Annotated in this window: 14 protein-coding genes and 3 tRNA genes; 6 read left to right on the top strand and 11 right to left on the bottom strand. The window is 63.2% G+C overall.

What is annotated here, in order from left to right:
• Positions 1-43 precede the first annotated feature (43 nt).
• Positions 44-2,074: a bifunctional tRNA (5-methylaminomethyl-2-thiouridine)(34)-methyltransferase MnmC2/FAD-dependent 5-carboxymethylaminomethyl-2-thiouridine(34) oxidoreductase MnmC1 gene (gene mnmC, locus C8D72_RS00945; protein ID WP_115852554.1), complete on the top strand. Its 2,031-nt coding sequence runs from the start codon at positions 44-46 to the stop codon at positions 2,072-2,074.
• Here mnmC and C8D72_RS00940 read toward each other — a convergent pair.
• Both C8D72_RS00940 and C8D72_RS00935 read right to left on the bottom strand, forming a co-directional pair.
• Positions 2,071-2,778 (bottom strand): response regulator, encoded by a 708-nt coding sequence (locus C8D72_RS00940; RefSeq protein WP_115852553.1) that lies wholly within the window; start codon positions 2,776-2,778, stop codon positions 2,071-2,073. The two genes, mnmC and C8D72_RS00940, sit on opposite strands and share 4 nt — an antisense overlap.
• Positions 2,779-2,830: 52 nt before the next feature.
• Positions 2,831-4,486: an ATP-binding protein gene (locus C8D72_RS00935; protein WP_245955103.1), complete on the bottom strand. Its 1,656-nt coding sequence runs from the start codon at positions 4,484-4,486 to the stop codon at positions 2,831-2,833.
• 361 nt (positions 4,487-4,847) lie between these two features.
• Between C8D72_RS00935 and C8D72_RS00930 the strand changes: the two genes are divergently transcribed.
• Positions 4,848-6,158: a 2-hydroxycarboxylate transporter family protein gene (locus tag C8D72_RS00930; RefSeq protein ID WP_115852551.1), complete on the top strand. Its 1,311-nt coding sequence runs from the start codon at positions 4,848-4,850 to the stop codon at positions 6,156-6,158.
• Between the two features lie 75 nt (positions 6,159-6,233).
• On the opposite strand, the gene C8D72_RS00925 is transcribed toward C8D72_RS00930, so the two are convergent.
• From C8D72_RS00925 to smc, 4 genes are all read right to left on the bottom strand, one after another.
• Positions 6,234-6,509, bottom strand: coding sequence for a YheU family protein (locus C8D72_RS00925; RefSeq protein WP_115852550.1), 276 nt, complete (start codon positions 6,507-6,509; stop codon positions 6,234-6,236).
• Entirely contained in the window at positions 6,506-8,566 is a 2,061-nt protein-coding gene (gene ligA, locus C8D72_RS00920) for an NAD-dependent DNA ligase LigA (protein WP_115852549.1), read from the bottom strand. The genes C8D72_RS00925 and ligA overlap by 4 nt, the downstream gene beginning before the upstream one ends.
• A gap of 164 nt (positions 8,567-8,730) precedes the next feature.
• Positions 8,731-9,987 (bottom strand): cell division protein ZipA, encoded by a 1,257-nt coding sequence (gene zipA, locus C8D72_RS00915; RefSeq protein ID WP_115852548.1) that lies wholly within the window; start codon positions 9,985-9,987, stop codon positions 8,731-8,733.
• Positions 9,988-10,208: 221 nt separating this feature from the next.
• Positions 10,209-13,709, bottom strand: a complete 3,501-nt coding sequence (gene smc, locus C8D72_RS00910) for a chromosome segregation protein SMC (protein WP_115852547.1) — start codon at positions 13,707-13,709, stop codon at positions 10,209-10,211.
• 308 nt (positions 13,710-14,017) lie between these two features.
• Here smc and C8D72_RS00905 point away from each other — a divergent pair, with 308 nt between their 5' ends.
• The 4 genes from C8D72_RS00905 (at position 14,018) to C8D72_RS00890 (ending at position 18,019) form a co-directional block, all read left to right on the top strand.
• Complete coding sequence (locus tag C8D72_RS00905; RefSeq protein ID WP_115852546.1) at positions 14,018-14,506, top strand: LexA family protein; 489 nt, start codon at positions 14,018-14,020, stop codon at positions 14,504-14,506.
• A 1-nt stretch (position 14,507) separates the two neighbouring features.
• Positions 14,508-15,140: an IMPACT family protein gene (locus C8D72_RS00900; RefSeq protein WP_115852545.1), complete on the top strand. Its 633-nt coding sequence runs from the start codon at positions 14,508-14,510 to the stop codon at positions 15,138-15,140.
• Between the two features lie 68 nt (positions 15,141-15,208).
• Positions 15,209-16,840 carry a gamma-glutamyltransferase family protein gene (locus C8D72_RS00895; protein ID WP_115852544.1) on the top strand — a complete coding sequence of 544 codons (1,632 nt, stop codon included), beginning with the start codon at positions 15,209-15,211 and terminating at the stop codon, positions 16,838-16,840.
• 153 nt (positions 16,841-16,993) lie between these two features.
• Positions 16,994-18,019 carry a tRNA dihydrouridine synthase gene (locus C8D72_RS00890; protein ID WP_245955171.1) on the top strand — a complete coding sequence of 342 codons (1,026 nt, stop codon included), beginning with the start codon at positions 16,994-16,996 and terminating at the stop codon, positions 18,017-18,019.
• A 120-nt stretch (positions 18,020-18,139) separates the two neighbouring features.
• Here the strand turns inward: C8D72_RS00890 and C8D72_RS00885 are convergent.
• The 5 genes from C8D72_RS00885 to C8D72_RS00865 form a co-directional block, all read right to left on the bottom strand.
• Positions 18,140-18,216 (bottom strand) — tRNA-Arg (locus C8D72_RS00885).
• 30 nt (positions 18,217-18,246) lie between these two features.
• Positions 18,247-18,323: transfer RNA gene (locus C8D72_RS00880), tRNA-Arg, on the bottom strand.
• 70 nt (positions 18,324-18,393) lie between these two features.
• A tRNA-Ser gene (locus C8D72_RS00875) sits at positions 18,394-18,486 on the bottom strand.
• A 112-nt stretch (positions 18,487-18,598) separates the two neighbouring features.
• A complete protein-coding gene (gene csrA, locus C8D72_RS00870) occupies positions 18,599-18,796 on the bottom strand; it encodes a carbon storage regulator CsrA (RefSeq protein WP_115852542.1) in 198 nt (65 codons plus the stop codon).
• A 208-nt stretch (positions 18,797-19,004) separates the two neighbouring features.
• Positions 19,005-20,252, bottom strand: a complete 1,248-nt coding sequence (locus C8D72_RS00865; RefSeq protein WP_115852541.1) for an aspartate kinase — start codon at positions 20,250-20,252, stop codon at positions 19,005-19,007.
• Positions 20,253-20,258: the final 6 nt, after the last annotated feature.

Genomic DNA, 20,258 nt, shown 5'->3' with positions numbered 1-20,258 from the left:
GTTCAAAATTTGATCACCCAAGACGCCGCTCCGGTATTGTCCCTTGTCCTCTAATCACTACCAGCCGCCCTTCGCCCTGCAGCCGGCCCGGCTTCATTGGCGCGACGATAACGCCCCTGAAGCCGTCGACTACGGTGATGTCTACTTCTCGCGTGAAGACGGCCGACGCGAAACCGAGCATGTCTTTTTAGCCGGCAACCATCTGCTCGAGCGCTGGCACGACTGGCATCAGGCCCGTCCCTTTGTGATCGGCGAGACCGGCTTTGGCAGCGGGCTCAACGTGCTGTGTGCCGCCCACGACTTTCTGACCCGGGCACCCGCCGAGGCGCGGCTGCATATCGTCTCCACCGAGCAGCATCCGTTCACACGCGAGGACCTGGCGCGCGCCCTGAGTCATCACGAGGATGTCGCCGCGCTGGTCCGCACGCTGATCGATCAGTGGCCACCGGCCCTGCACGGCATTCATCGCGTGGTACTGCACGAGCGCATCACGCTGGATCTTCACTTTGGCGACGCCGCTGAAAGCCTTGAACAGCTGGAAGGCCGGGTAGACGCCTGGTTTCTGGATGGTTTTGCGCCGTCCAAAAACCCGGCCATGTGGTCGGAAAGACTCTTTGCGGCGCTGGCCGGCGCCAGTCGTGAAGGGACAACGTTTGCGACCTTCACCTGTGCCGGGATCGTCAAGCGCGGGCTGCGCCAGGCCGGCTTCGAGATCCGCAAGGTGCCAGGCTTTGGTCGCAAGCGCGAGATGCTCAGCGGTCACATGCCCACACCGCCGCCGATGCATCCACGTCAGCAGACCCGGCGGCGCCTGACGCCCTGGCATATTGATGCCGCACCGCGCCCGGCCGGGCATGATGATCACATCGCCGTGATCGGTGCCGGCATTGCCGGGGCCAGCGTTGCCCACGCGCTGGCGCGGCGCGGCCGGCGGGTCACGCTGATCGACCCGAATCCGCCCGGCAGCGGCGCCTCGGGCAATCGTCAGGGCGCGCTCTATATCCGCCCGGCGGCCGAGGTCGACAACCAGAGCCGCTTCTATCTCGCCGCGCTGCAATACACGCAGCGCTTTCTGAACCGGATCGACCCGCAGCACGTGCTGTGGCACCCGAGCGGTGTGCTGCAGCTGGCCACCAGCGACCGGGAAGCCCAGCGCCAGCGGCGCTGTCTCGAGCACTGGCAGTTGCCCGAGAGCATGGTGCGAGGGGTCAGCCGGGAAGAGGCGCAAACGCTTGCCGGGCAGACGCTGGCCGAGGGCGTACGCCACGGCCTGTATTATGCCGGTGCCGGCTGGGTGCGCCCGGAGCGGCTCTGTGCGCAGCTGGCCGCAACGCCCGGCATTACGCAGCACCAGGCGACCCTTGAGGCGATCCATCAGGACGGGGCGCGCCATGTGCTGGCGCTCAGTGATGGTAAGCGTCTGAGCGCCGATCACGTGGTGCTGGCCTGCGCCGATGGGGCCAGCCGGCTGTCGGCATCCGGCTTTCTGCCGCTGCAGGCCGTGCGCGGTCAGGTCAGCCATTATTCGCTGGATGAGACAGCACAGTCACTGTCGCCGCGCTGCGTGGTCTGTGCCGGCGGCTACGCCCCGCCGGCGTGGGCGGGTGTGCAGAGTCTGGGCGCCTCGTTTTCGCCCAACGATCGCGATCTGACGCTGCGCGACGAGGATGACGCCTTCAACCTGAGCGAACTTGAGCGCACTCTGCCCGAGCTGGCCCGGGCACTGCAGGACGCGCCGACCCTGCCCTCGCGCAGCGGGCTTCGCTGCGCCAGTCCCGACAAGTCTCCCTACGCCGGGGGCCTGCCGCAGGTGGCGCAGTGGCAAGAGGTGTACGCAAACCTGGGTTTTGATGCCACGCGGGTGCCGGACGTGCCGGGTCGCTATCAGTCGGGGCTGTGGGTGACGCTTGCCCATGGTTCGCGCGGACTGGTCAGCGCCCCGCTGGTCGCCGAACTGCTGGCCTCGCGCATCTGCGAGGAGCCCCTGCCGCTGCCCGATTCACTGGTGGATCACCTCAATCCGGGGCGGCGTCTGATTCGCGCCATCATTCGTCGCGAGATGCCGGCTGACTAGCTGACGATGCGCTCAAGCGCCTCCCGGTCCAGACAGCGGTAGGAAAACGAAGGGCGGCCGACCTGGCCATAGGCAAAGGACTCGGTGAGCAGCCCCAGGTTGGCCAGATACTTGAGGTACTTGCGGATCGACACCCGCGACATGCCGGCCACCTCGGCCAGCCCTTCGGTGGAAAACTCGTCCTGAGACAGCGCCAGAATGGCCTCACAGACCTGCGCCAGACTATGGGCGGTCAATCCCTTGGGCAGGCCGTTAAGGCGCCGTGGGGCATTGCTGTCGGCACGAAACAGCGTATCCAGCGTCTGCTGATCGACCTGATCACTCAGGACATCCAGCGCCTCGCGTCGCTGCCGGCAGGTCTCGAGTGCCTCGCGAAACCGCTTGAACTCGAACGGCTTGACCAGAAAGTCGTTGACGCCCAGCCGACGGGCCTCGCGAACGGTCTCGGTTTCCGAGGCGGCCGTGATCAGGATGATGTCGGTGTCGATATCGCGCTCGCGCAGCCAGCCGGCGATCTCCAGACCGCTGCGCTTGCCCAGATAGACATCCAGCAGCACCACATCAACGCTCTCGCGCTCCAGCACCACCAGCGCGGTGGTCACATCACTGCAGCGCCCCGCCAGCTGCATCTCGCCGACCCTTGTGAGGTAGTCGACATTGAGTTTCATGACCATCGGGTCATCTTCTACGATCAGTACTCTCATGCGTGGCTGCTCTTGAACCTGATGAACCTGCCCGACGGGCCGGTGTGTTCGATCATTGACGTGTTCGCCCGCTCGCCGCGTCAGCGTGCGAGGCACCATTGGCAGGATGGTAGGGGTAGCTGACCTCGATCAGCGTGCCGTGCCCGGGCGAGGAATAAAGCGACAGACTCCCTTCAACGGCGTCGATCTGTTCCTGAACCAGAAAAAGGCCCAGACCGCGGCGCTCGCCCTTACTGGAGACCCCGTGCTCAAATATTTGTGCCTGGCGCTCGGGCGCAATACCGGCGCCGTTGTCCTGAATCTGCAGCGACAGCGTGCGTGACTCCAGTGCCATGTGAATGGCGACTCTGGGATCATCGTGCGCATCGAGCGCCTCAAAGGCATTCTCCAGCAGATTGCCGATGATGCTGACCAGCGCATGCACCGTGGCGCCGTCACTGGCCTGGGGGATGGGGGTTTCGGCCTCAACGCTTAACGTGATGCCCTTCTCACGAGCCTCGCTCTGCTTGCCGATCAGAAACCCTGCCAGCACCGGCTCGCGCACGCGCTCGACAATCGATTCCGACACGGCGTGGCGGTAGTCCACCAGCTCGCGCAGATACTGTCGCAGCGCCGGCAGATCCTCGAGCTGGGCCAACCCCAGAATGACATGCAGCTTGTTCTTGAACTCATGCGTGGTGGCGCGCAGGGCTTCGGCGTACCGCCGCACGCCGGTCAGTTCTTCTGCCAGCGCCTGCATCTCGTGGCTGTCGCGAAAGGTCATGACCGCACCCACCAGCTGCCCGTCAGCCAGCATCGGCTGATAGTTGCCCAGAAAGGCGCGCCCGCCCAAATGCATGCGGCGGTTGATCATCGCCCGGTCGCTGAGCGGTTGCTGGCCGCTGCCGGGCAACAGCACTTCGAGCGTTTCCCCCTGTTGAATCCCATTGGTCTCGACATCCCCCAGCAGCGCGCGCGCCGCGGGGTTGATCAGCGTCACGCGGGCCTCGGCGTCCACGGCGATGACCCCTTCATGGATGGCGTCCAGCGTGACCCGCCGCTCGGCCACCAGGCGGGCGATATCATCCGGTTCCATGCCCATCAGGCGCCGGCGAATGGTGCGTGCCAGCCACGCCGAACCCAGCCCGCCGATCGCGAGAATCGCCAGAAAGAGAAACAGCAATCGCTTGTGCGACGCCTCGCGCAGCGGTGCCAGATGCGAGAGCGTCACGCCTACCGACACGGCACCAAGGATATCCCCATGGTCATCGCGTACGGGCGCGAACCCACGAATGCTGGTGCCCAGCGTCCCCACCGCCACCGAGGTATAGTGCTCACCGGTCAGCGCCGGGCCTTCATCGCCACCGCGAAAATGATGGCCGATCCATTCTCGATTGGGATGGGTCAGTCGAATGCTCTGCGGGTCCACGATGACAATAAAATTGACGTTGAGCAGTTCGCGCAGTGCTTCCATGCGCTGCTCGATGTCGGAATCCGGCGATGGAGGCTCGTCGCTGCGCAACGCCTCGATCACCTCGCTGCTGCGGGACAGGGTGGTGGCCACATTGACCACACGCTCCTGCTGAACACGCGTGATACTGCGCCAGAGTTGATCACTGAACACGCCATAGGCCACGATCAGTGACGCCATGATGGTGATGAAGGCCAGCAGGGCTGCCAGTGTATTGAGGCGAACCGGCGATTTACGCGGCCAGGGATGTTCATTCACGTTCGGGGCATGTCCTATGGGTCGCATCTGGGTCAGCGTTGATCATCTCTGCTCTATTGTGCCAGAACGATTGTGCCAGAACGCGCACGTGTCTCGTTGTACTGCCTGTCCGGAATTACGACCAAAGGCGATTAAACCTTGGTGTTATTTCATGGCGCGTCGCGTTATGAGCCGACACTGCACCGCATTTTCATTAGTTTCAAAAAGTTTTCTTTAATTCATAAAACTTGGTCACAGGCGGCGCGTCCGTAATCCTCGCGTCAGTCTGTCAGAGGCTTGTCTATATCATCGCGATGCTGCCCTGACACAGCACATCCGTTATCCCATCCGTTTCCTGATTTACACACAACAGGTCATTGCCATGTCACAGCCTGACACTGCGAGGGCAGACAACACCCCCTCTACGACGCCCGTTGCCTCCTGGCGTATTTTCGGCCTATCGCTGCCCCTGTTCGCCGTTGTTCTGGCCATACTGATCGTCGCCATGATGCTGGACGCGCTCCCGACCGGCATGATCGGCGCTCTGGCAGCCATGATGGTCCTAGGGGAGCTGTTGGGGTTCATCGGCGACCGTCTGCCGATCGTCAAGAGCTATCTGGGCGGTGGCGCCATTCTGGCCATCTTCGGTGCGGCAACGCTGGTCTATCTGGGCTGGCTACCCCAGACCGTTAGCGACAATATTGCCGATTTCATGAAAGGCGGCGGCTTTCTCAACTTCTACATCGCAGCCCTGATCACCGGCAGCATCCTGGGCATGGACTCAAAAGTACTGGTCAAGGTCGGCACGCGCTTCGCCCTGCCGCTGTTGTGTTCGGTGCTCTTTGCAGCGCTCTTTGCCATGGGCGTGGGCCTGCTGCTGGGCTTTTCGCCGCAGGACGCCGTGGTCGTGATCACCCTGCCCATCATGGGCGGCGGCATGGGTGCCGGCGCCGTGCCGCTGAGTCAGATCTATGAACAGCTGCTGGGCCAGCCGGCCAGCTACTACATCTCGATTCTGGTGCCGGCCCTGGCGCTGGGCAACGTCTTTGCCATCATCATTGCCGGGCTGCTCAACGGGCTGGGCAAGCGCGTCCCGTCACTGACCGGCAACGGCCAGATGATGCCGGGTGTGGAAATCAATGAAAGCGAGACCACGCCGGAGCTTGGCAAGCTGGGCATCGGCGTCGTGGCGGCCCTGAGCTTTTATGTCGCCGGCGAGATTCTGGGTACCTTTATTCCGCTGCACCCCTACGCGCTGATGATCATTCTGGTCGCGCTGGTCAAGATTAGCGGCCTGCTGCCGGAAAACATCAACGATTCGGCGGCACAGTGGTTCCGCTTTGTGGCCAGAAACTGGACCTTTGCCCTGCTGTTCGGCATTGGTATCGCCTATACCGACCTGGGCCAGGTCATTGATGCCATCTCCATCACCTATGTCCTGATCGTCCTTGCCGTGGTCGCCGGCGCCGCCTTTGGTGCGGGTCTGGTAGGTCGTCTGGTGGGCTTCTATCCGATCGAATCCGCCATCACGGCCGGGCTTTGCATGGCCAACATGGGCGGCACCGGCGATGTGGCGGTGCTGTCGGCGGCCAACCGCATGCAGCTGATGCCCTTTGCCCAGATCTCGTCACGCCTGGGCGGGGCGCTGATCCTGCTGGTCTCCAGCATTCTGGTGCCGCTGCTCTTTACCTGACAAGGCACCTGCGCCGCAATAAAAACGCCGCCCTATAGGGCGGCGTTTTTTTATCCCTGACGTTTCCCGAGGACGTTAATCGCCCTCTTCCTCGTCATCGGCGACCTGACGGCCAAAGGCGCGCCACTGCTCCAGCGTCATGACCTCGGTCAGCTCGGTCTGCAGATCATGCACGATCAAAAGCTCGCCGCGCTCGAGCTGGGCGCGCACCTCGCCGATCCAGCCACGTTCGCCCTCACCGGTATCGGTGGTGTCATACCCCTGCCGGGTGACGAACTCGGCCAGCAGCCGCTCAAGGGTGTCGGCGGGCAGCATGCGCGAGGGTACTTCTATAAATCGTCCACTGCTCATGGGGCTTTCTCCGATGAAGGGGCACTTTCATGCTGGCCCAGAAAGTTCAGAAGTGTCTGCTCGTCCATGACCTCGACCCCCAGCTGACGGGCCTTTTCAAGCTTGCTGCCGGCCGCCTCGCCAGCCACCACAGCATGGGTTTTCTTCGACACGCTACCGCTGACTTTCGCACCCAGCGCGACCAGCCGCGCTTTCGCCTCATCGCGGGTCAGCGCCTCGAGCGTGCCGGTGAGTACCCAGGTCTGGCCGGCCAGCGGCTGCTCACGCTCACCAACCTCGACCTCTTCCCAGTCGATCCCGACCCGGATCAGATCCTCGATCGTTTCGCGGTTGTGCGCCTCGGCAAAGAAGCTGTGAATATGGCCGGCAACGATCGGGCCAATGTCGGCCACCGTTTCCAGCGCCTCACGAGAGGCGTCCATGATCCGCTGCAGCTCGCCAAAGTGCAGCACCAGCGCATTGGCGGTCGCTTCGCCGACTTCGGTGATGCCCAGCGCATAGATAAAGCGCGGCAGCGTGGTGTGCCGTGAGCGCTCAAGCGAGGCCACGAGGTTGTCGGCCGATTTCTGCGCCATGCGCGGCAGCTCGGCAAGTCTTTCGGCCTCGAGACGAAACAGGTCCGCAGGCGTTGTCACCCATTCGCGCTCGACCAGCGCGTCGATCAGCTTGGTGCCCAGCCCGTCGATATCCAGCGCCCGGCGGCTGGCGAAGTGCTTCAGCGCTTCCTTGCGCTGGGCCGGGCAGAAAAGTCCGCCCGAACAGCGCGCATCGACTTCGTCACCGATGCGCTCCACGCGCGAGCCACAGACCGGGCACTGCTCGGGCATCTCGATGGCGTGAACCTCCTCGGGGCGGGCATCCATCACCACGCTGACAATCTGTGGAATGACGTCCCCCGCCCGGCGAATGACCACGGTGTCGCCAATGCGGGCATCGAGTCGCTCGATCTCGTCCATGTTGTGCAGCGTGGCGTTGGAGACCATCACGCCGGCCACCTGTACGGGCTCCAGACGTGCGACCGGCGTCAGGCGACCGGTACGACCGACCTGGAAGGTGACATCGCGGATGATCGTTGTCTGCTCCTGGGCGGGGAACTTGAAGGCCATCGCCCAGCGCGGCGCGCGCGAGACAAAGCCGAGCTCGCGCTGGGCGCGCAGGTCATCGACCTTGAGCACGGCACCGTCGATGTCGTAATCAAGCCGCTCGCGGCGGCGGCCCATCCTGTCGCAGAAATCGACCAGCCCATCGGCGCCCGTGACCACATCGATCTCGGGGCTGGTGCGAAATCCCATGTCACGAAGCTGCTGCATCAACGCCGAGTGGCTGGGCTTGAGCCACTCGTCATCAATGCGGGCGACCTGATAGGCGCAGAACTCCAGCGGCCGGGCCGCGGCAATGTTGGGGTCGAGCTGGCGCAGGCTGCCGGCGGCGGCGTTGCGCGGGTTGGCAAACACCTTGCTGCCTCGGGTACGCGCCTCGTCATTGAGTTTCTCAAAGCCGGAGTGGCTCATGTAGACCTCGCCGCGCACTTCAAGAAGGGCCGGCAGGTGATCGCCCCGCAGCCTGAGCGGTATGGATCTGAGCGTACGCAGGTTGGCGGTAATGCCCTCGCCGGTACGGCCGTCGCCCCGGGTCGCGCCCTGCACCAGCAGCCCGTTTTCATACACCAGCGACACCGCCAGCCCATCCAGCTTGGGCTCGCAGCAAAAGGTGATCGCCTGCTCGTCGGTTTCAAGCCGCTCGCCGACCCGGCGGGCAAAGGCGCGGACTTCCTGCTCGTCAAAGGCGTTATCCAGTGACAGCATGGCCACGGCGTGGCGCACTTCGGGAAAGCCTTCGGCAGGCGGGGCACCGACACGCTGCGTGGGCGAATCCGCCGTTACCTGATCCGGATGCTCGGCCTCGATCTCCTGCAGCCGCCGCAGCATGCGGTCGTATTCGGCGTCAGGAATGCTCGGCGCATCCTCGACATAGTAGCGGTAGTTGGCTTCCTCGAGCTGCGCACGAAGGGTACTGATCTCATCAATAACCGGGTCAGCGCTTTTTTTTGCACACATGGCAGTGATTTGTTCCGTTTGACAGGGTCATCGGGCGTGACGCCCGGCGACAGCAACATGGGTCAGCATGCCTCAACATCGACAGGGCCCTGACATGCGACATCCCTGAAATGATCGGGGGGCCCGAAGGCCCCCCATGACACGTACACCTAGCCGTGACGCCCTCACTGCACCTGATGACGGTGCAGCCGCCAGCGACGCTCGAACTCATGCACGCGCTGACGGGCGAACTCGACGGTCTGGGCCGTCATGACGCTGTGGTTTTCGTCCTTGAGCTCACCGCCCAGATTGCGCACCAGCACCATGGCCGTTTCAAACATGGCTTCAAACGCCTCGCGCGAGGATTCGGCGCTGGGCATCGGCATCAAAAAGGTCACCCCGGGCGTGGCGTCCTCTTCCATGACCTCCAGGTCAAAGGTGCCGGGCTTGACGACGTTGACCATCGAAAACTGCAGCGGGCTCTCGCTGGACTCGGTTTCAAAGCGGTGGAAGACACCGCGGTCGTCCAGTCGCAGTCCGCAGGCCAGTACCAGCTGAAGCAGGTCGGGGCCGTGGAAGCCGTCCTCATCGCGGGACATGACGCTGATGACCACGATCTCTTCGGCATCGGCGAGCGCCGTGCGCGCCGATTCGCCTTCGATCATGCCGCGCGCCGCGCGCTCGAGTACCGGATGGCGTGACGCCCAGCGGTCGCTGTCAAACTGCTCGCGCGAGGGCGCGACCTCTTCAGATTCGGGCTCACGCTCATAACGCGGCGCGACCTCCTCGTCACGGTCGAACCCGAACTCTGCCGGCGGCGGGTCGCGTCGCTCACTGCGGGCAAAGAGGGGATCCTCGTCATCCAGCTCATCATCGCGATAGGCCGGGCGCTCGGACATCGACGGGGCCTTGTCGCGACGTGTCTCGGTCGGACGCGCCTCCTGGCGCGGCTCACGCTTGCCTTCGCCGAACGGAAAGACCGACTTCAGGCGACGGGCAAACTCATCGCGACGACGCGGCGGCTCGTCCATCACGTCGTCATCCTCGTACTCATGATCCGAGGGGTCATCAAATTCACGCGACGCGGGACGAGGCTCGCGAGCCCGGTAGGCCGGCATATCGCGCTCATCATCAAGGTCATCGTCGTCATGAGCACGATCGATATCCCGCTCCCGTGGCGCCATGACGGGCTCATCGAAACGATCATCGAACTCGTGCTCCTCCGGGGAGATCACGCGGGCGCCGCCGTTGGGCAGCTCCCAGTTCATGCGCTCTTCACGCTCGATATCTTCCTGATCGCGTGCCGGTGCGCTGCGATCGATATCGCGTGAAAGATCCATGCGCAGGCCACGCCGCTGGCGCTGCAGGCGCCGTATACCGTCCACCAGAATAATGGCGACGAGAACCAGCCCCAGGATAATGAGCCACTCTCTCAATTCCATGTAATCATGCCTGTTGTTGGCACCATGCCAAACCCGGACATGGCGCGATCGCCTTTCGAATAAATGGACGAATGTCCTTCACGGTGTGAAAGTTGTCGTCCGATGACAGCAATATGACGTTAACAAGCCATATTGCGCAATCGCCCTTCGATTATATCCCTGCGAAACTCCCCGCGGCCAGGTCCCGGCATTCAGGATCCCGGAAGCGTTCGCCCGTGATGTCACGCCTGTGCAAGTTCGGCGGCCTCTTCCACGCCCACCGATACCAGACGCGACACGCCCGGCTCCTGCATGGTGACGCCCATCAGGCGGTCTGCTGCCTCCATGGCAATCTTGTTGTGTGTAATGTAGATAAACTGCACGTTTTGTGACATCTCACGCACGAGTTTTGCATAGCGGCCCACGTTGGCATCATCCAGCGGGGCATCCACCTCATCGAGCATGCAAAAGGGTGCCGGATTGAGCTGGAAGATCGCAAATACCAGAGACAACGCCGTCAGCGTCTTTTCTCCGCCCGAGAGCAGATGAATGGTGCTGTTTTTCTTGCCCGGCGGTGTGGCCATGATGGCCACCCCGGTTTCCAGCAGGTCCTCGCCGGTCATGGTCAGCCAGGCGGCCCCGCCGCCAAACACGCGGGGAAAGAGCTCACCCAGACGTTCGTTGACCTCTTCAAAGACCTGACGAAAGCGCGTGCGCGTCTCCTGATCGATCTTTTTGATCGCCTGACTGAGGGTATCCAGCGCCTCGGTCAGCTCATCATGCTGACCCTGAAGATAGTCCCGCCGCTCAAGCTGCTGCTCATATTCTTCGATGGCGGCCAGGTTGATCGCCCCCAGACGACGAATCTTGTCGCTGACCGATTCGAGCTCGTCCTGCCACACCTGCTCACCGGCACCGGCGGCCAGCCCCTCTTCCAGGGCCGCACTGTCGTGGCCCAGCTCCGTGATCTGCTGCTCCTGGGCTTCGGCCTTGAGGCGCAGCGCCTGAACATCCATGCGCTCGGCTTCCAGCTGCTCACGCAGCGTCTCCAGCTCGCGCTCGTGCTCCTGACGCTTCTGCTCGAGCTCTCGCATGGTATTGCCGATGGCACTGGCCTCATCACGACACTCGTTGAGCAGCTGCTCCTCACACGTGCGCTGATGCAGGGACTCATCAAGCGATTCGCGCAGCGTTTCAAGCGGCTCGAGCGCCTCTTCACGCTGCGCTCGCAGCATCTCGCGCTTTTCCTCAAGACGCGCGCGCTGATCCCCGGCGCGGGCACGCTGACCCTCGATGCCCTGAAGCTCCGTGCTCAATCGCTGACGTTCAAGCTCCAGGGTATTGATGGCCTCACGCGACGGCGCCAGACGGGCGTTAACGGCCTCGCGCGCCTCGCGGGATTCACGGCGCTGTCGCTCCAGCTGCTGACGCTGGGCGTCATTGCCCTCAAGGGCGTCCAGCGCCTGGTCGCACTGCTCGCGTGCCTGCTCATGATTGAGACGCTGCTCCTCGAGCTGCTCACGCAGGCCCGCAAGCTCTTCTTCCAGCTCGCTGTCACGACTGCGCAGATGCTCAAGCCGGGTGCCCAGCTGTGAGGCTTCCAGCGCCTGCTGCTGACGCCTTTGCTGCTGCTCGCGCTGATGCGCGTAGAGCGCCTCCAGCGCCTCACTGTCCCGGCTGCGCTGGCTGCGAAGCTGCTCGATCTGCGCCTCATCAAAGGCCATCTGCTCGTCCAGCTCGGCAAGCTCGGCATCGATGCGATCGCGACGCTGGCGATTGGCCACGACACTGCCGGTCTGGTCATCATCGATTTTGCGATGCGCCCAGTGGCGGCCCAGCCAGAGCCCGGAAGGCGCAATCACGCTCTCCCCGAACGTCAGATGCTCACGCGCTTGCCAGGCGCTGTCATCATCCTCGGCCGTTTTGACCTGCCCCAGCACTTCGCCCAGCGCCTCGGCACCGGTAACTCGGGCCGCCAGCGAGCCCGCCGGCACCGGAGAGGCCGACAGAGTGTCGTCGACCAGCGTCAGCGCGCCCCCTGCCAGGGTTTGCACCGCCGCCTGCGCGCGGACCATATCGGTGGTACGGGCCGCCAGCCAGGGCTTCAGCACTGCATCGACCGCCGCCTCCCAGCCGCTGTCGACCTGGAGGCGCTCAGCAAGCTGTGGCGCGCCGGCAAGATCATGCGCGTCCAGATGGGCATCAAGGGCCTCATCGCCGCTGTCCAGCGCGGCGCGAATCAGGGCTTCAAGCGAGGCGCGCTCCCCCTGCAGGGCACTGCGCCGGGCATGGTGGTCATCGCGTGAGGTGCCCAGCGTCTGAAGCCGGGCCTCCACGTCATCCAGGGCGTGTCTCAGTTCAAGCCGTCGCGCCTCATCCGCCTCGATCTCGAGATCCATTTCCGCCAGCTGCTCGGCCGCCATCTCGCGCGCTTCAGTGAGCGCTGCCTGCTCGGGCAGTTCGTCGCGCTGCTTCTGACGCTGAGCAATGCGCGCATTGAGATCGTTGATCACGCCCTCGAGACGCTGCACCTCGCTCTGGGCGCGCTCGGCGCTGCGAGTGGCCTGCTGGTGCTGCTCGTTGAAGGCCTCCCAGGCTTCCAGTGCGGCCTGCTCGCGCTCGGTTGCCTCTTCAAGCCCGGCCTCGGCCATCTCGTAAGCCTCACGCGCGGCGTCCAGCTCGGGGGCCAATGCTTCAAGGCGGGTGGTGATTTTCTGATAGCGAACCTCGTCTTCCCCGGCCAGACGAGCAAGATCGGTCAGGTCACGATCGATGGCGGCAATGTCGGCCTCGCTTTGCTGCTCACGGGCCCGGGCACTTTCAAGCTGCTGCTCCAGACGCGCGATGGCCGCGCCGGTGTCATAGAAGGCGCGCTGGCGCGCATCCAGCGTCTCTGCCAGCGCGTCATGCTGGCTGCGGGAGTGTTCGAGGCGATTCTCGCTTTCGCGCATGCCGAGCACGTTGCGCTCGACGCTGTTTTCAAGCTCGCGGACCCGGGTCTCGCGCGTGCGCTGCTGCTCACGAAGGGCGCGGGCGCGAATCAGGGCCAGCTCGCCCTTGAGGCGATGCTCGCGCCCTTTCAGCTCGCGGTAACGTCGGGCGGCCTCGGCCTGGCGCTTGAGTCGCTCGAGCTGCTTGTCGAGCTCCTCGCGCAGATCGTCGAGTCGCTCGAGGTTTTCGGTGGTGCGACGCATGCGATTTTCGGTTTCGCGGCGCCGCTCCTTGTAGCGCGAGATGCCGGCGGCCTCTTCCAGGGTGGCGCGCAGCTCCTCCGGGCGCGCCTCGACCAGCCGCGAGATCATGCCCTGGCCGATGATGGCGTAGGAGCGCGGGCCCAGCCCGGTACCCAAAAAGAGATCGGCGATATCGCGGCGGCGGCATTTCTGGCCGTTGAAGAAGTACTGGGACTGACCATCGCGGGTGACCAGACGGCGCACGGCGATTTCGGCGTACTGTGACCAGGCCCCGCCCAGCTTGCCTTCGCGATTGTCAAAGGTGAGCTCGATCGAGGCCTGACCGACCGGCTTGCGTCCGGTCGAGCCGTTAAAGATGACATCGGCCATCGATTCGCCGCGCAGGTATTTGGCCGACGATTCGCCCATCACCCAGCGCACGGCATCGATGACATTGGACTTGCCACAGCCGTTGGGCCCAACGATGGCCGTCATGTCGGTATCAAAGGGGACCGTCACCGGGTCGACAAAGGATTTGAAGCCGACCAGTTTGATCGATGTCAGGCGCATTCCAGTGGACAGCTCCGGGAACAGGTCAATCGGCGGGCGCCGGGCGGCGACACGCAGGCGTCGCAGGCGTCGCAGGCACCGAACAGCGCCGCGGCAAAGCGCGCCACTCTACTACGATTGACGCGCTTTCTCCATGTCAACGACTACCGCCACCCAAGGGTTTCGGTTACCCTGGTAGCCTTGCTCGTGACACCGTTTGCACGCATCCCCTTCAGGGTGACGTTCGTGTCACGCTATCCTTGCGACGACGCATCCCGTGTCGCCGGTCATGTGTCAGCCCATCGGATACCCCTGCAGGGAGTTGCCTTATGTCAGCCCATACCGAGCCACGCTTTTTGCACCGCATGCCCAACATTCCGCTGGTTGAGGATGCCTGGGAGGAGATCGACGCCAGCGAACTGGTAGACGTACCCCTGCTGGGGACCGTCTCGGCCGGGATGCCGATGGAGGCCTGTGCCGACGATGAGACGGTGCGCATTCCCTCGCGCATGGTGCGTCGCAACACCTATGCGCTGCGGGTACGCGGCGATTCGATGATCGACTGCAACATTCATGATGGCGATATCATCATTATCGAAAAGCTCGAATCCGCTGAAAATGGTGAGACGGCGGTGGTGCTGATCAACAATCAGGAAGTCACGCTCAAAAAGGTCTACATCGACAAGTCGGGCGTGCGTTTGCAGCCGGCCAACAACACCATGGCGCCGATCTATCTGAAAAACGATGACATTCAGGTGCTGGGGCTGGTGATGGGTGTGGCCCGTCGCCCGGCCAACACGCCCATTAATGCCACCTGACATGCGCTACCCCATTCCCGACCTCGCCCGCGCACCCTGGCATGAAGAGAGCCTTGAGGTACAAAAGAGCCGTTTCACCGCTCGCGTGGCCCATGCCGCAACCCCCGAGCAGGCCCAGCAGCTGATCGATCAGGCACGCCTGGATCACCCCGATGCCTCGCACCACTGTTCGGCCTTTATCGCCGGTCCGCCGGGTGAGCAAAACGCCATTGGCTTTTCCGATGATGGCGAGCCCGGCGGCACGGCCGGTCGGCCCATGTATCAGGTGCTCGAAGGCAGCGGCCTCGGGCAGATCAGCGCCGTCATTATCCGCTACTTTGGCGGCACCAAACTGGGGACCGGCGGACTGGTACGGGCCTATTCGAAATCGTTGCTGCAGGCCCTCGAGACCCTGCCCACGCAGGAATACGTCACCCGCCGAGCGCTGTGGCTGACCACGGATTTTGCGCTGGAACACGAGCTGCGCCGCTGGGCCGAGCTCAACGAGGCGCCCATCGACCAGGCGCTGCATGATGCCGAGGGTGTCACGCTCGGCCTTGCCTGGCCGATGGATCGCACCCCCGACATCGAGGGCCTCCATTCCCGCCTCAAGGGACGACTGGTCTGTCACGATGATCCGCCGGCACCGGCCTGAGCGCGACTGACAGGGAAATACCGCAAGGCTTGCCGTTTGACCGACAACAATCCCCAAAGGGCGTCTTCATGCATCACACCTTTTCGCATCAAAACCCCTACCCCTCCTGTCGCAGCGCCACCTATGCCCGCAACGGCATGGTCGCCGCTTCCCAGCCTCAGGCCGCCCAGGTCGGGCGCGATATTCTCTCCCGGGGCGGCAATGCCGTGGACGCCGCCATTGCCACCGCCGCGGCGCTGACCGTGGTCGAGCCTACCGGCAACGGCATCGGTGGGGATGCCTTCGCGCTGGTGTGGATGCAGGATGAGGACGGAAGTGGTCAGCTGCACGGTCTCAACGCCAGCGGCGTCGCCCCGGGCGCGCTGACCCGCGACGCCGTGCTTGATGCCGGTCACGAGCAGATGCCGCTGTATGGCTGGACACCGGTCACGGTCCCCGGCACGCCGTCGGCCTGGGCGGCGCTGTCCGAGCGCTTTGGCAAACTGCCCTTCGAGGCACTGCTGGCCCCGGCGATTCGGCTGGCCCGTGAAGGCTTTCCGGTCTCACCCGCGATCAGCGAGCAGTGGCAGCGCGCCGACAAGTGCTTTCGCCCGGTATTTACCGACGCTGCCACGCAGGAGTGGTTTGCGCTGTTCACGCCCGAGGGCCACGCCCCGCAGCCCGGCGACATGTTTAAAAGCGAACGTCACGCCGAAACGCTTGAATCACTGGCACAAACGCGCTGCGAAAGCTTCTATCGTGGCGAACTGGCCGAGAAGATCGATGCCTTTTCGCGCGCCACCGGCGGCTATCTACGCGCGACCGATCTGGCGGCGCATCAAATCGAGTGGGTGGACCCGATCAGCGTGACCTACCGCGGCGTGGACGTGTGGGAGATTCCGCCCAACGGTCAGGGCATCGTGGCGCTGATGGGGCTCAACATCATGGAAGGCTTTGATGATCTGCACAGCCGGGACGACCTGAGCGTGCTGCACCGTCAGTGCGAGGCGATCAAGCTGGCCTACGCCGATGGTCACGCCTTCGTGACCCACGCCGAGCACATGACCACCTGTATCGAGAATCTGTTGAGTGCGCGCTACGCCGACAGCCGCCGCAACGAGATCACCGAGACCGCCATGGATCCGAGCCCGGGCGCGCCTCATGCCGGCGGCACGGTCTATCTGGCCACGGCCGACGGTGACGGCAATATGGTCTCGTTCATTCAGAGCAACTATCACAACTTCGGCTCGGGCGTGGTGGTGCCGGACACCGGTATCGCCCTGCACAACCGCGGGCATGGCTTCAGCCTGGAGGTCGATCACGTCAACGTGGTCGCGCCCGGCAAGAAGACCTTTCATACCATCATCCCCGGCTTTTTGACCCGGGACGGCCAGGCCCTGGGCCCCTTTGGGGTGATGGGCGGCTTCATGCAGCCTCAGGGGCACATGCAGGTGGTGATGAACCTGCTCGATTTCGGCCTCAATCCGCAGGCGGCGCTGGACGCCCCGCGCTGGCAGTGGACCGGCGGGCGCCGGATCAGCGTGGAGCACGGCTATCCGGTTCATTTGCTGCGCGAAATGGCGCTGCGCGGTCACGAGATCGACTACGCCTTTGATTCGACAGGCTTCGGCCGCGGTCAGATCATCCTTCGTGACCCGGGCACCGGCGTGTTGTGCGGCGGCACCGAGCCACGTACCGACTCGGCCATTGCCGTGCTCTAGGGCCCCTTCCCGAGGCGCGCTCTGCGGCCATGCTGTCACGGCCTGCAGAGCTTTGGACCTTCTGAAAGGATGCGCGGTGCTTGTCATTGCGACCAACATGCCTATGATGGCGGCGCCAGTCACGACTATCGCGGACCTCCTGCCATGCCAGCCATGCCCCCTGCTACCGCCACGGCCGACACTTCTCGAGCCGGCCTGATCGGCCTCGCGCCCATGGAAGGCGTCATCGATGCGCTCACGCGTGAGCTTCTGACCGCACCGGGCGGCTTTGACTGGAGCGTGACCGAGTTCGTGCGCATCACGGATGCCCGTCTGCCGCCCAGGGTCTTTCAGCGCATCTGCCCGGAGCTGGATCGCGACAGCCAGACACCCGGCGGCACACCGGTTCATCTTCAGCTTTTGGGCTCACAGCCCGACAAGCTGGGTGAGAACGCCCGGGTCGCCGCGGCACTGGGTGCCCCGGTGATCGACATGAACTTTGGCTGTCCGGCGAAGACGGTCAACCGCCATGACGGGGGTGCGGCGCTGTTACGCTCCCCCGAACGCGTGTACCGAGCCGTACAGGGGGTTCATGAGGCGCTTGAAGGGACCGGTGTACCGGTGACGGCCAAACTGCGGCTGGGCTTTGAGGACAAGACACTGGCCCTTGAGTGCGCCCGCGCCGCCGAGGACGGCGGCGCTCAGCGTCTGGTGGTGCATGCCCGCACGCGTCGCGAGGGGTATCGTCCCCCCGCGCACTGGGAATGGGTGGCTCGCATTCGCGAACAGGCGGGCGTACCTGTGGTGGTCAACGGCGACATCTGGACGCTGGAAGAGTACTGGCGCGCGCGTGAGGTCAGCGGCTGTCAGGACGTCATGCTGGGGCGGGCAGCGCTGGCCGACCCATGGCTGGCCAGACGCATTCGTCACTGGCAGCAAACGGGGGAGCGCCTGCCGGCAACGCGCTGGCAGGACCGCAGCGCCTTTCTGGCCGCTTATGCTCAGCGTATCGACCCTGCCCTGCCCTCGAAGGTCGTGGTCTCGCTTTTGAAGCAGTGGCTCAACATCATGCGTCAACACGACAGTGAGGCCGGTGAGCATTTCCAGCGACTTCGGCGTATTACGGCGCTGGAGGACTTCATGATGGCGTTGCAACAAGAGACACCGCTGCCGGAGACCTCGGCGGTCATACCGGACTGATCGCATCGAAAACGACACGTGTTGAAGATCAGCGCCGGTCACGCCGGCCTGGTCATGACGCAGGATTTCAAAGGGTAGAACACAGAAAAGCCCTGTCCTTTCGGACAGGGCTTTGAAATCTGGCGCGCCCGGGAGGATTCGAACCTCCGACCACCTGATTCGTAGTCAGGTACTCTATCCAGCTGAGCTACGGGCGCAGATAAAACAGTTGAAACATCTGAAGCTGATGGCGCGCCCGGGAGGATTCGAACCTCCGACCACCTGATTCGTAGTCAGGTACTCTATCCAGCTGAGCTACGGGCGCAACAAAAGTACTGCAGATTGAATGTCGTGTTCGCCTGTCAGAGCGGGCTTTCAACATTCGATACCGATAATGGCGGAGAGAGAGGGATTCGAACCCTCGATAGGGCTATAAACCCTATACTCCCTTAGCAGGGGAGCGCCTTCAGCCACTCGGCCATCTCTCCTCGATCGGTACGGCGCGCATATTACCGAGTTTAACCTTCCCTGTCCAGCCCCAAGTCAAAAAATCTTATGATTCAATATATTCGGCTGGATATCCGCGCGGACAGACGTTGTTCAGACAGGCCCCTTGTCGCTGTCGTTGTCATCCTTTTCATGCTGGATACGCTGGTAAATCTCTTCACGATGCACGGAGACATTTTTGGGTGCATTAACACCCAGGCGGACCTGATTGCCCTTGACGCCGAGCACGGTCACGGTAATTTCATCGCCGACCATGAGTGTCTCACCCACGCGGCGAGTCAGGATGAGCATTGCGACCTCCTTTTCATTGCTGCTTCCCTATACATATATTCATATAGATCGTGCACCGGATTGAATTAAGCGGGGCATTATGCGACAAGCCGAACCATGATCCAACCTGTGTTATCCCGCTGCTCATCTTTTACGGTGCACGATTACTGGTTCAGTGTGGCAGAAAGCCCCGCAAGCACCACCCTGTTACCCGGGATTACCGCGATTTTTAGTGCTCTTCGCTCACATCGGCCCTGTCAAGGCCAAAGGCGGTATGCAGTGCACGTACGGCAAGCTCAAGGAACTTTTCGTCTATAACGACAGATATCTTGATCTCTGAAGTCGACACCATGCGGATATTGATACCCTCATCAGCCAGCACCCTGAACATCCGGGTGGCAACACCTGCATGCGAACGCATGCCCACACCGACCAGCGAGACCTTGGCGATCTTGTCGTCACCGCGCACTTCTCCCCCGCCCAGTGAGGGGATCACCTGCTCCTGCAGGATGCGCTGAGTCTGGCGAAAATCGCTTTTCGCCACCGTAAAGGTGAAATCAGTGTAGCCGCCCGTGGGTGCCACGTTTTGCACAATCATGTCGACTTCGATGTTGGCATCGGAAATCGGCCCCAGAATGCGCGAGGCCACGCCCGGCACATCGGGTGTGCTCACCACGGTCAGCTTGGCTTCGTTGTTGTTAAAGGCGATACCCGAGATCAGCGGCTCTTCCATGTTGGAAATCTCTTCATCTGCAGTAATCAGGGTTCCCGGGCCCTCCTCGAAAGAGGACAGGACGCGCAACGGGACGTTGTACTTGCCGGCAAACTCCACGGCACGAATCTGAAGCACCTTGGAGCCCAGACTGGCCATTTCCAGCATTTCCTCGACCGTAATGCTTTCCAGTCGGCGCGCCTTGTCGCATACGCGCGGGTCGGTGGTGTAGACGCCATCGACATCGGTATAGATCTGGCATTCATCGGCCTTGAGCGCGGCAGCCAGTGCCACCCCGGTCGTGTCGGAGCCGCCACGACCCAGCGTGGTAATGTTGCCCTCACTGTCAACGCCCTGGAAACCTGCCACGACCACGACCTGACCTTCGTCGAGATCGGCGCGCAGGTCGTCAGTCTCGATACGCTGGATACGGGCGCGGGTATGGGCACTGTCCGTGCGAATGCCTATCTGGGCACCGGTATAGGACGTCGCCTTCACGCCCAGCTGATGAAGCGCCATGGCCAGCAGCGAAATCGTCACCTGCTCGCCGGTCGAGACCAGCATGTCCATTTCACGCGGCGTGGGCTCTTCGTTGATCTGCGAGGCCATTTCGATCAGGCGATTGGTTTCGCCGCTCATGGCCGAGACCACCACCACGATCTGGTGGCCCTGGTCGCGAAATCCCTTGACCTTCTCGGCCACCGCCTTGATGCGCTCGACGCTGCCTACCGAGGTGCCGCCGAATTTTTGTACATAAAGCGCCATAGATGT

It is taken from the genome of Kushneria indalinina DSM 14324, assembly GCF_003385845.1.
GTDB classification, from domain to species: domain Bacteria; phylum Pseudomonadota; class Gammaproteobacteria; order Pseudomonadales; family Halomonadaceae; genus Kushneria; species Kushneria indalinina.
The sequence above is the reverse complement of the archived record's forward strand: the minus strand, read 5'-3'. Positions and strand labels throughout refer to the sequence as shown.

Bases quoted from the DNA above. Each gene is read 5' to 3' on its own strand.
- C8D72_RS00940 (WP_115852553.1), bottom strand. From the start codon at position 2,778: ATGAGAGTACTGATCGTAGAAGATGACCCGATGGTCATGAAACTCAAT.
- C8D72_RS00930 (WP_115852551.1), top strand. From the start codon at position 4,848: ATGTCACAGCCTGACACTGCGAGGGCAGACAACACCCCCTCTACGACG.
- C8D72_RS00925 (WP_115852550.1), bottom strand. From the start codon at position 6,509: ATGAGCAGTGGACGATTTATAGAAGTACCCTCGCGCATGCTGCCCGCC.
- ligA (WP_115852549.1), bottom strand. From the start codon at position 8,566: ATGTGTGCAAAAAAAAGCGCTGACCCGGTTATTGATGAGATCAGTACC.
- zipA (WP_115852548.1), bottom strand. From the start codon at position 9,987: ATGGAATTGAGAGAGTGGCTCATTATCCTGGGGCTGGTTCTCGTCGCC.
- smc (WP_115852547.1), bottom strand. From the start codon at position 13,709: ATGCGCCTGACATCGATCAAACTGGTCGGCTTCAAATCCTTTGTCGAC.
- C8D72_RS00905 (WP_115852546.1), top strand. From the start codon at position 14,018: ATGTCAGCCCATACCGAGCCACGCTTTTTGCACCGCATGCCCAACATT.
- C8D72_RS00900 (WP_115852545.1), top strand. From the start codon at position 14,508: ATGCGCTACCCCATTCCCGACCTCGCCCGCGCACCCTGGCATGAAGAG.
- C8D72_RS00895 (WP_115852544.1), top strand. From the start codon at position 15,209: ATGCATCACACCTTTTCGCATCAAAACCCCTACCCCTCCTGTCGCAGC.
- C8D72_RS00890 (WP_245955171.1), top strand. From the start codon at position 16,994: ATGCCCCCTGCTACCGCCACGGCCGACACTTCTCGAGCCGGCCTGATC.
- csrA (WP_115852542.1), bottom strand. From the start codon at position 18,796: ATGCTCATCCTGACTCGCCGCGTGGGTGAGACACTCATGGTCGGCGAT.
- C8D72_RS00865 (WP_115852541.1), bottom strand. From the start codon at position 20,252: ATGGCGCTTTATGTACAAAAATTCGGCGGCACCTCGGTAGGCAGCGTC.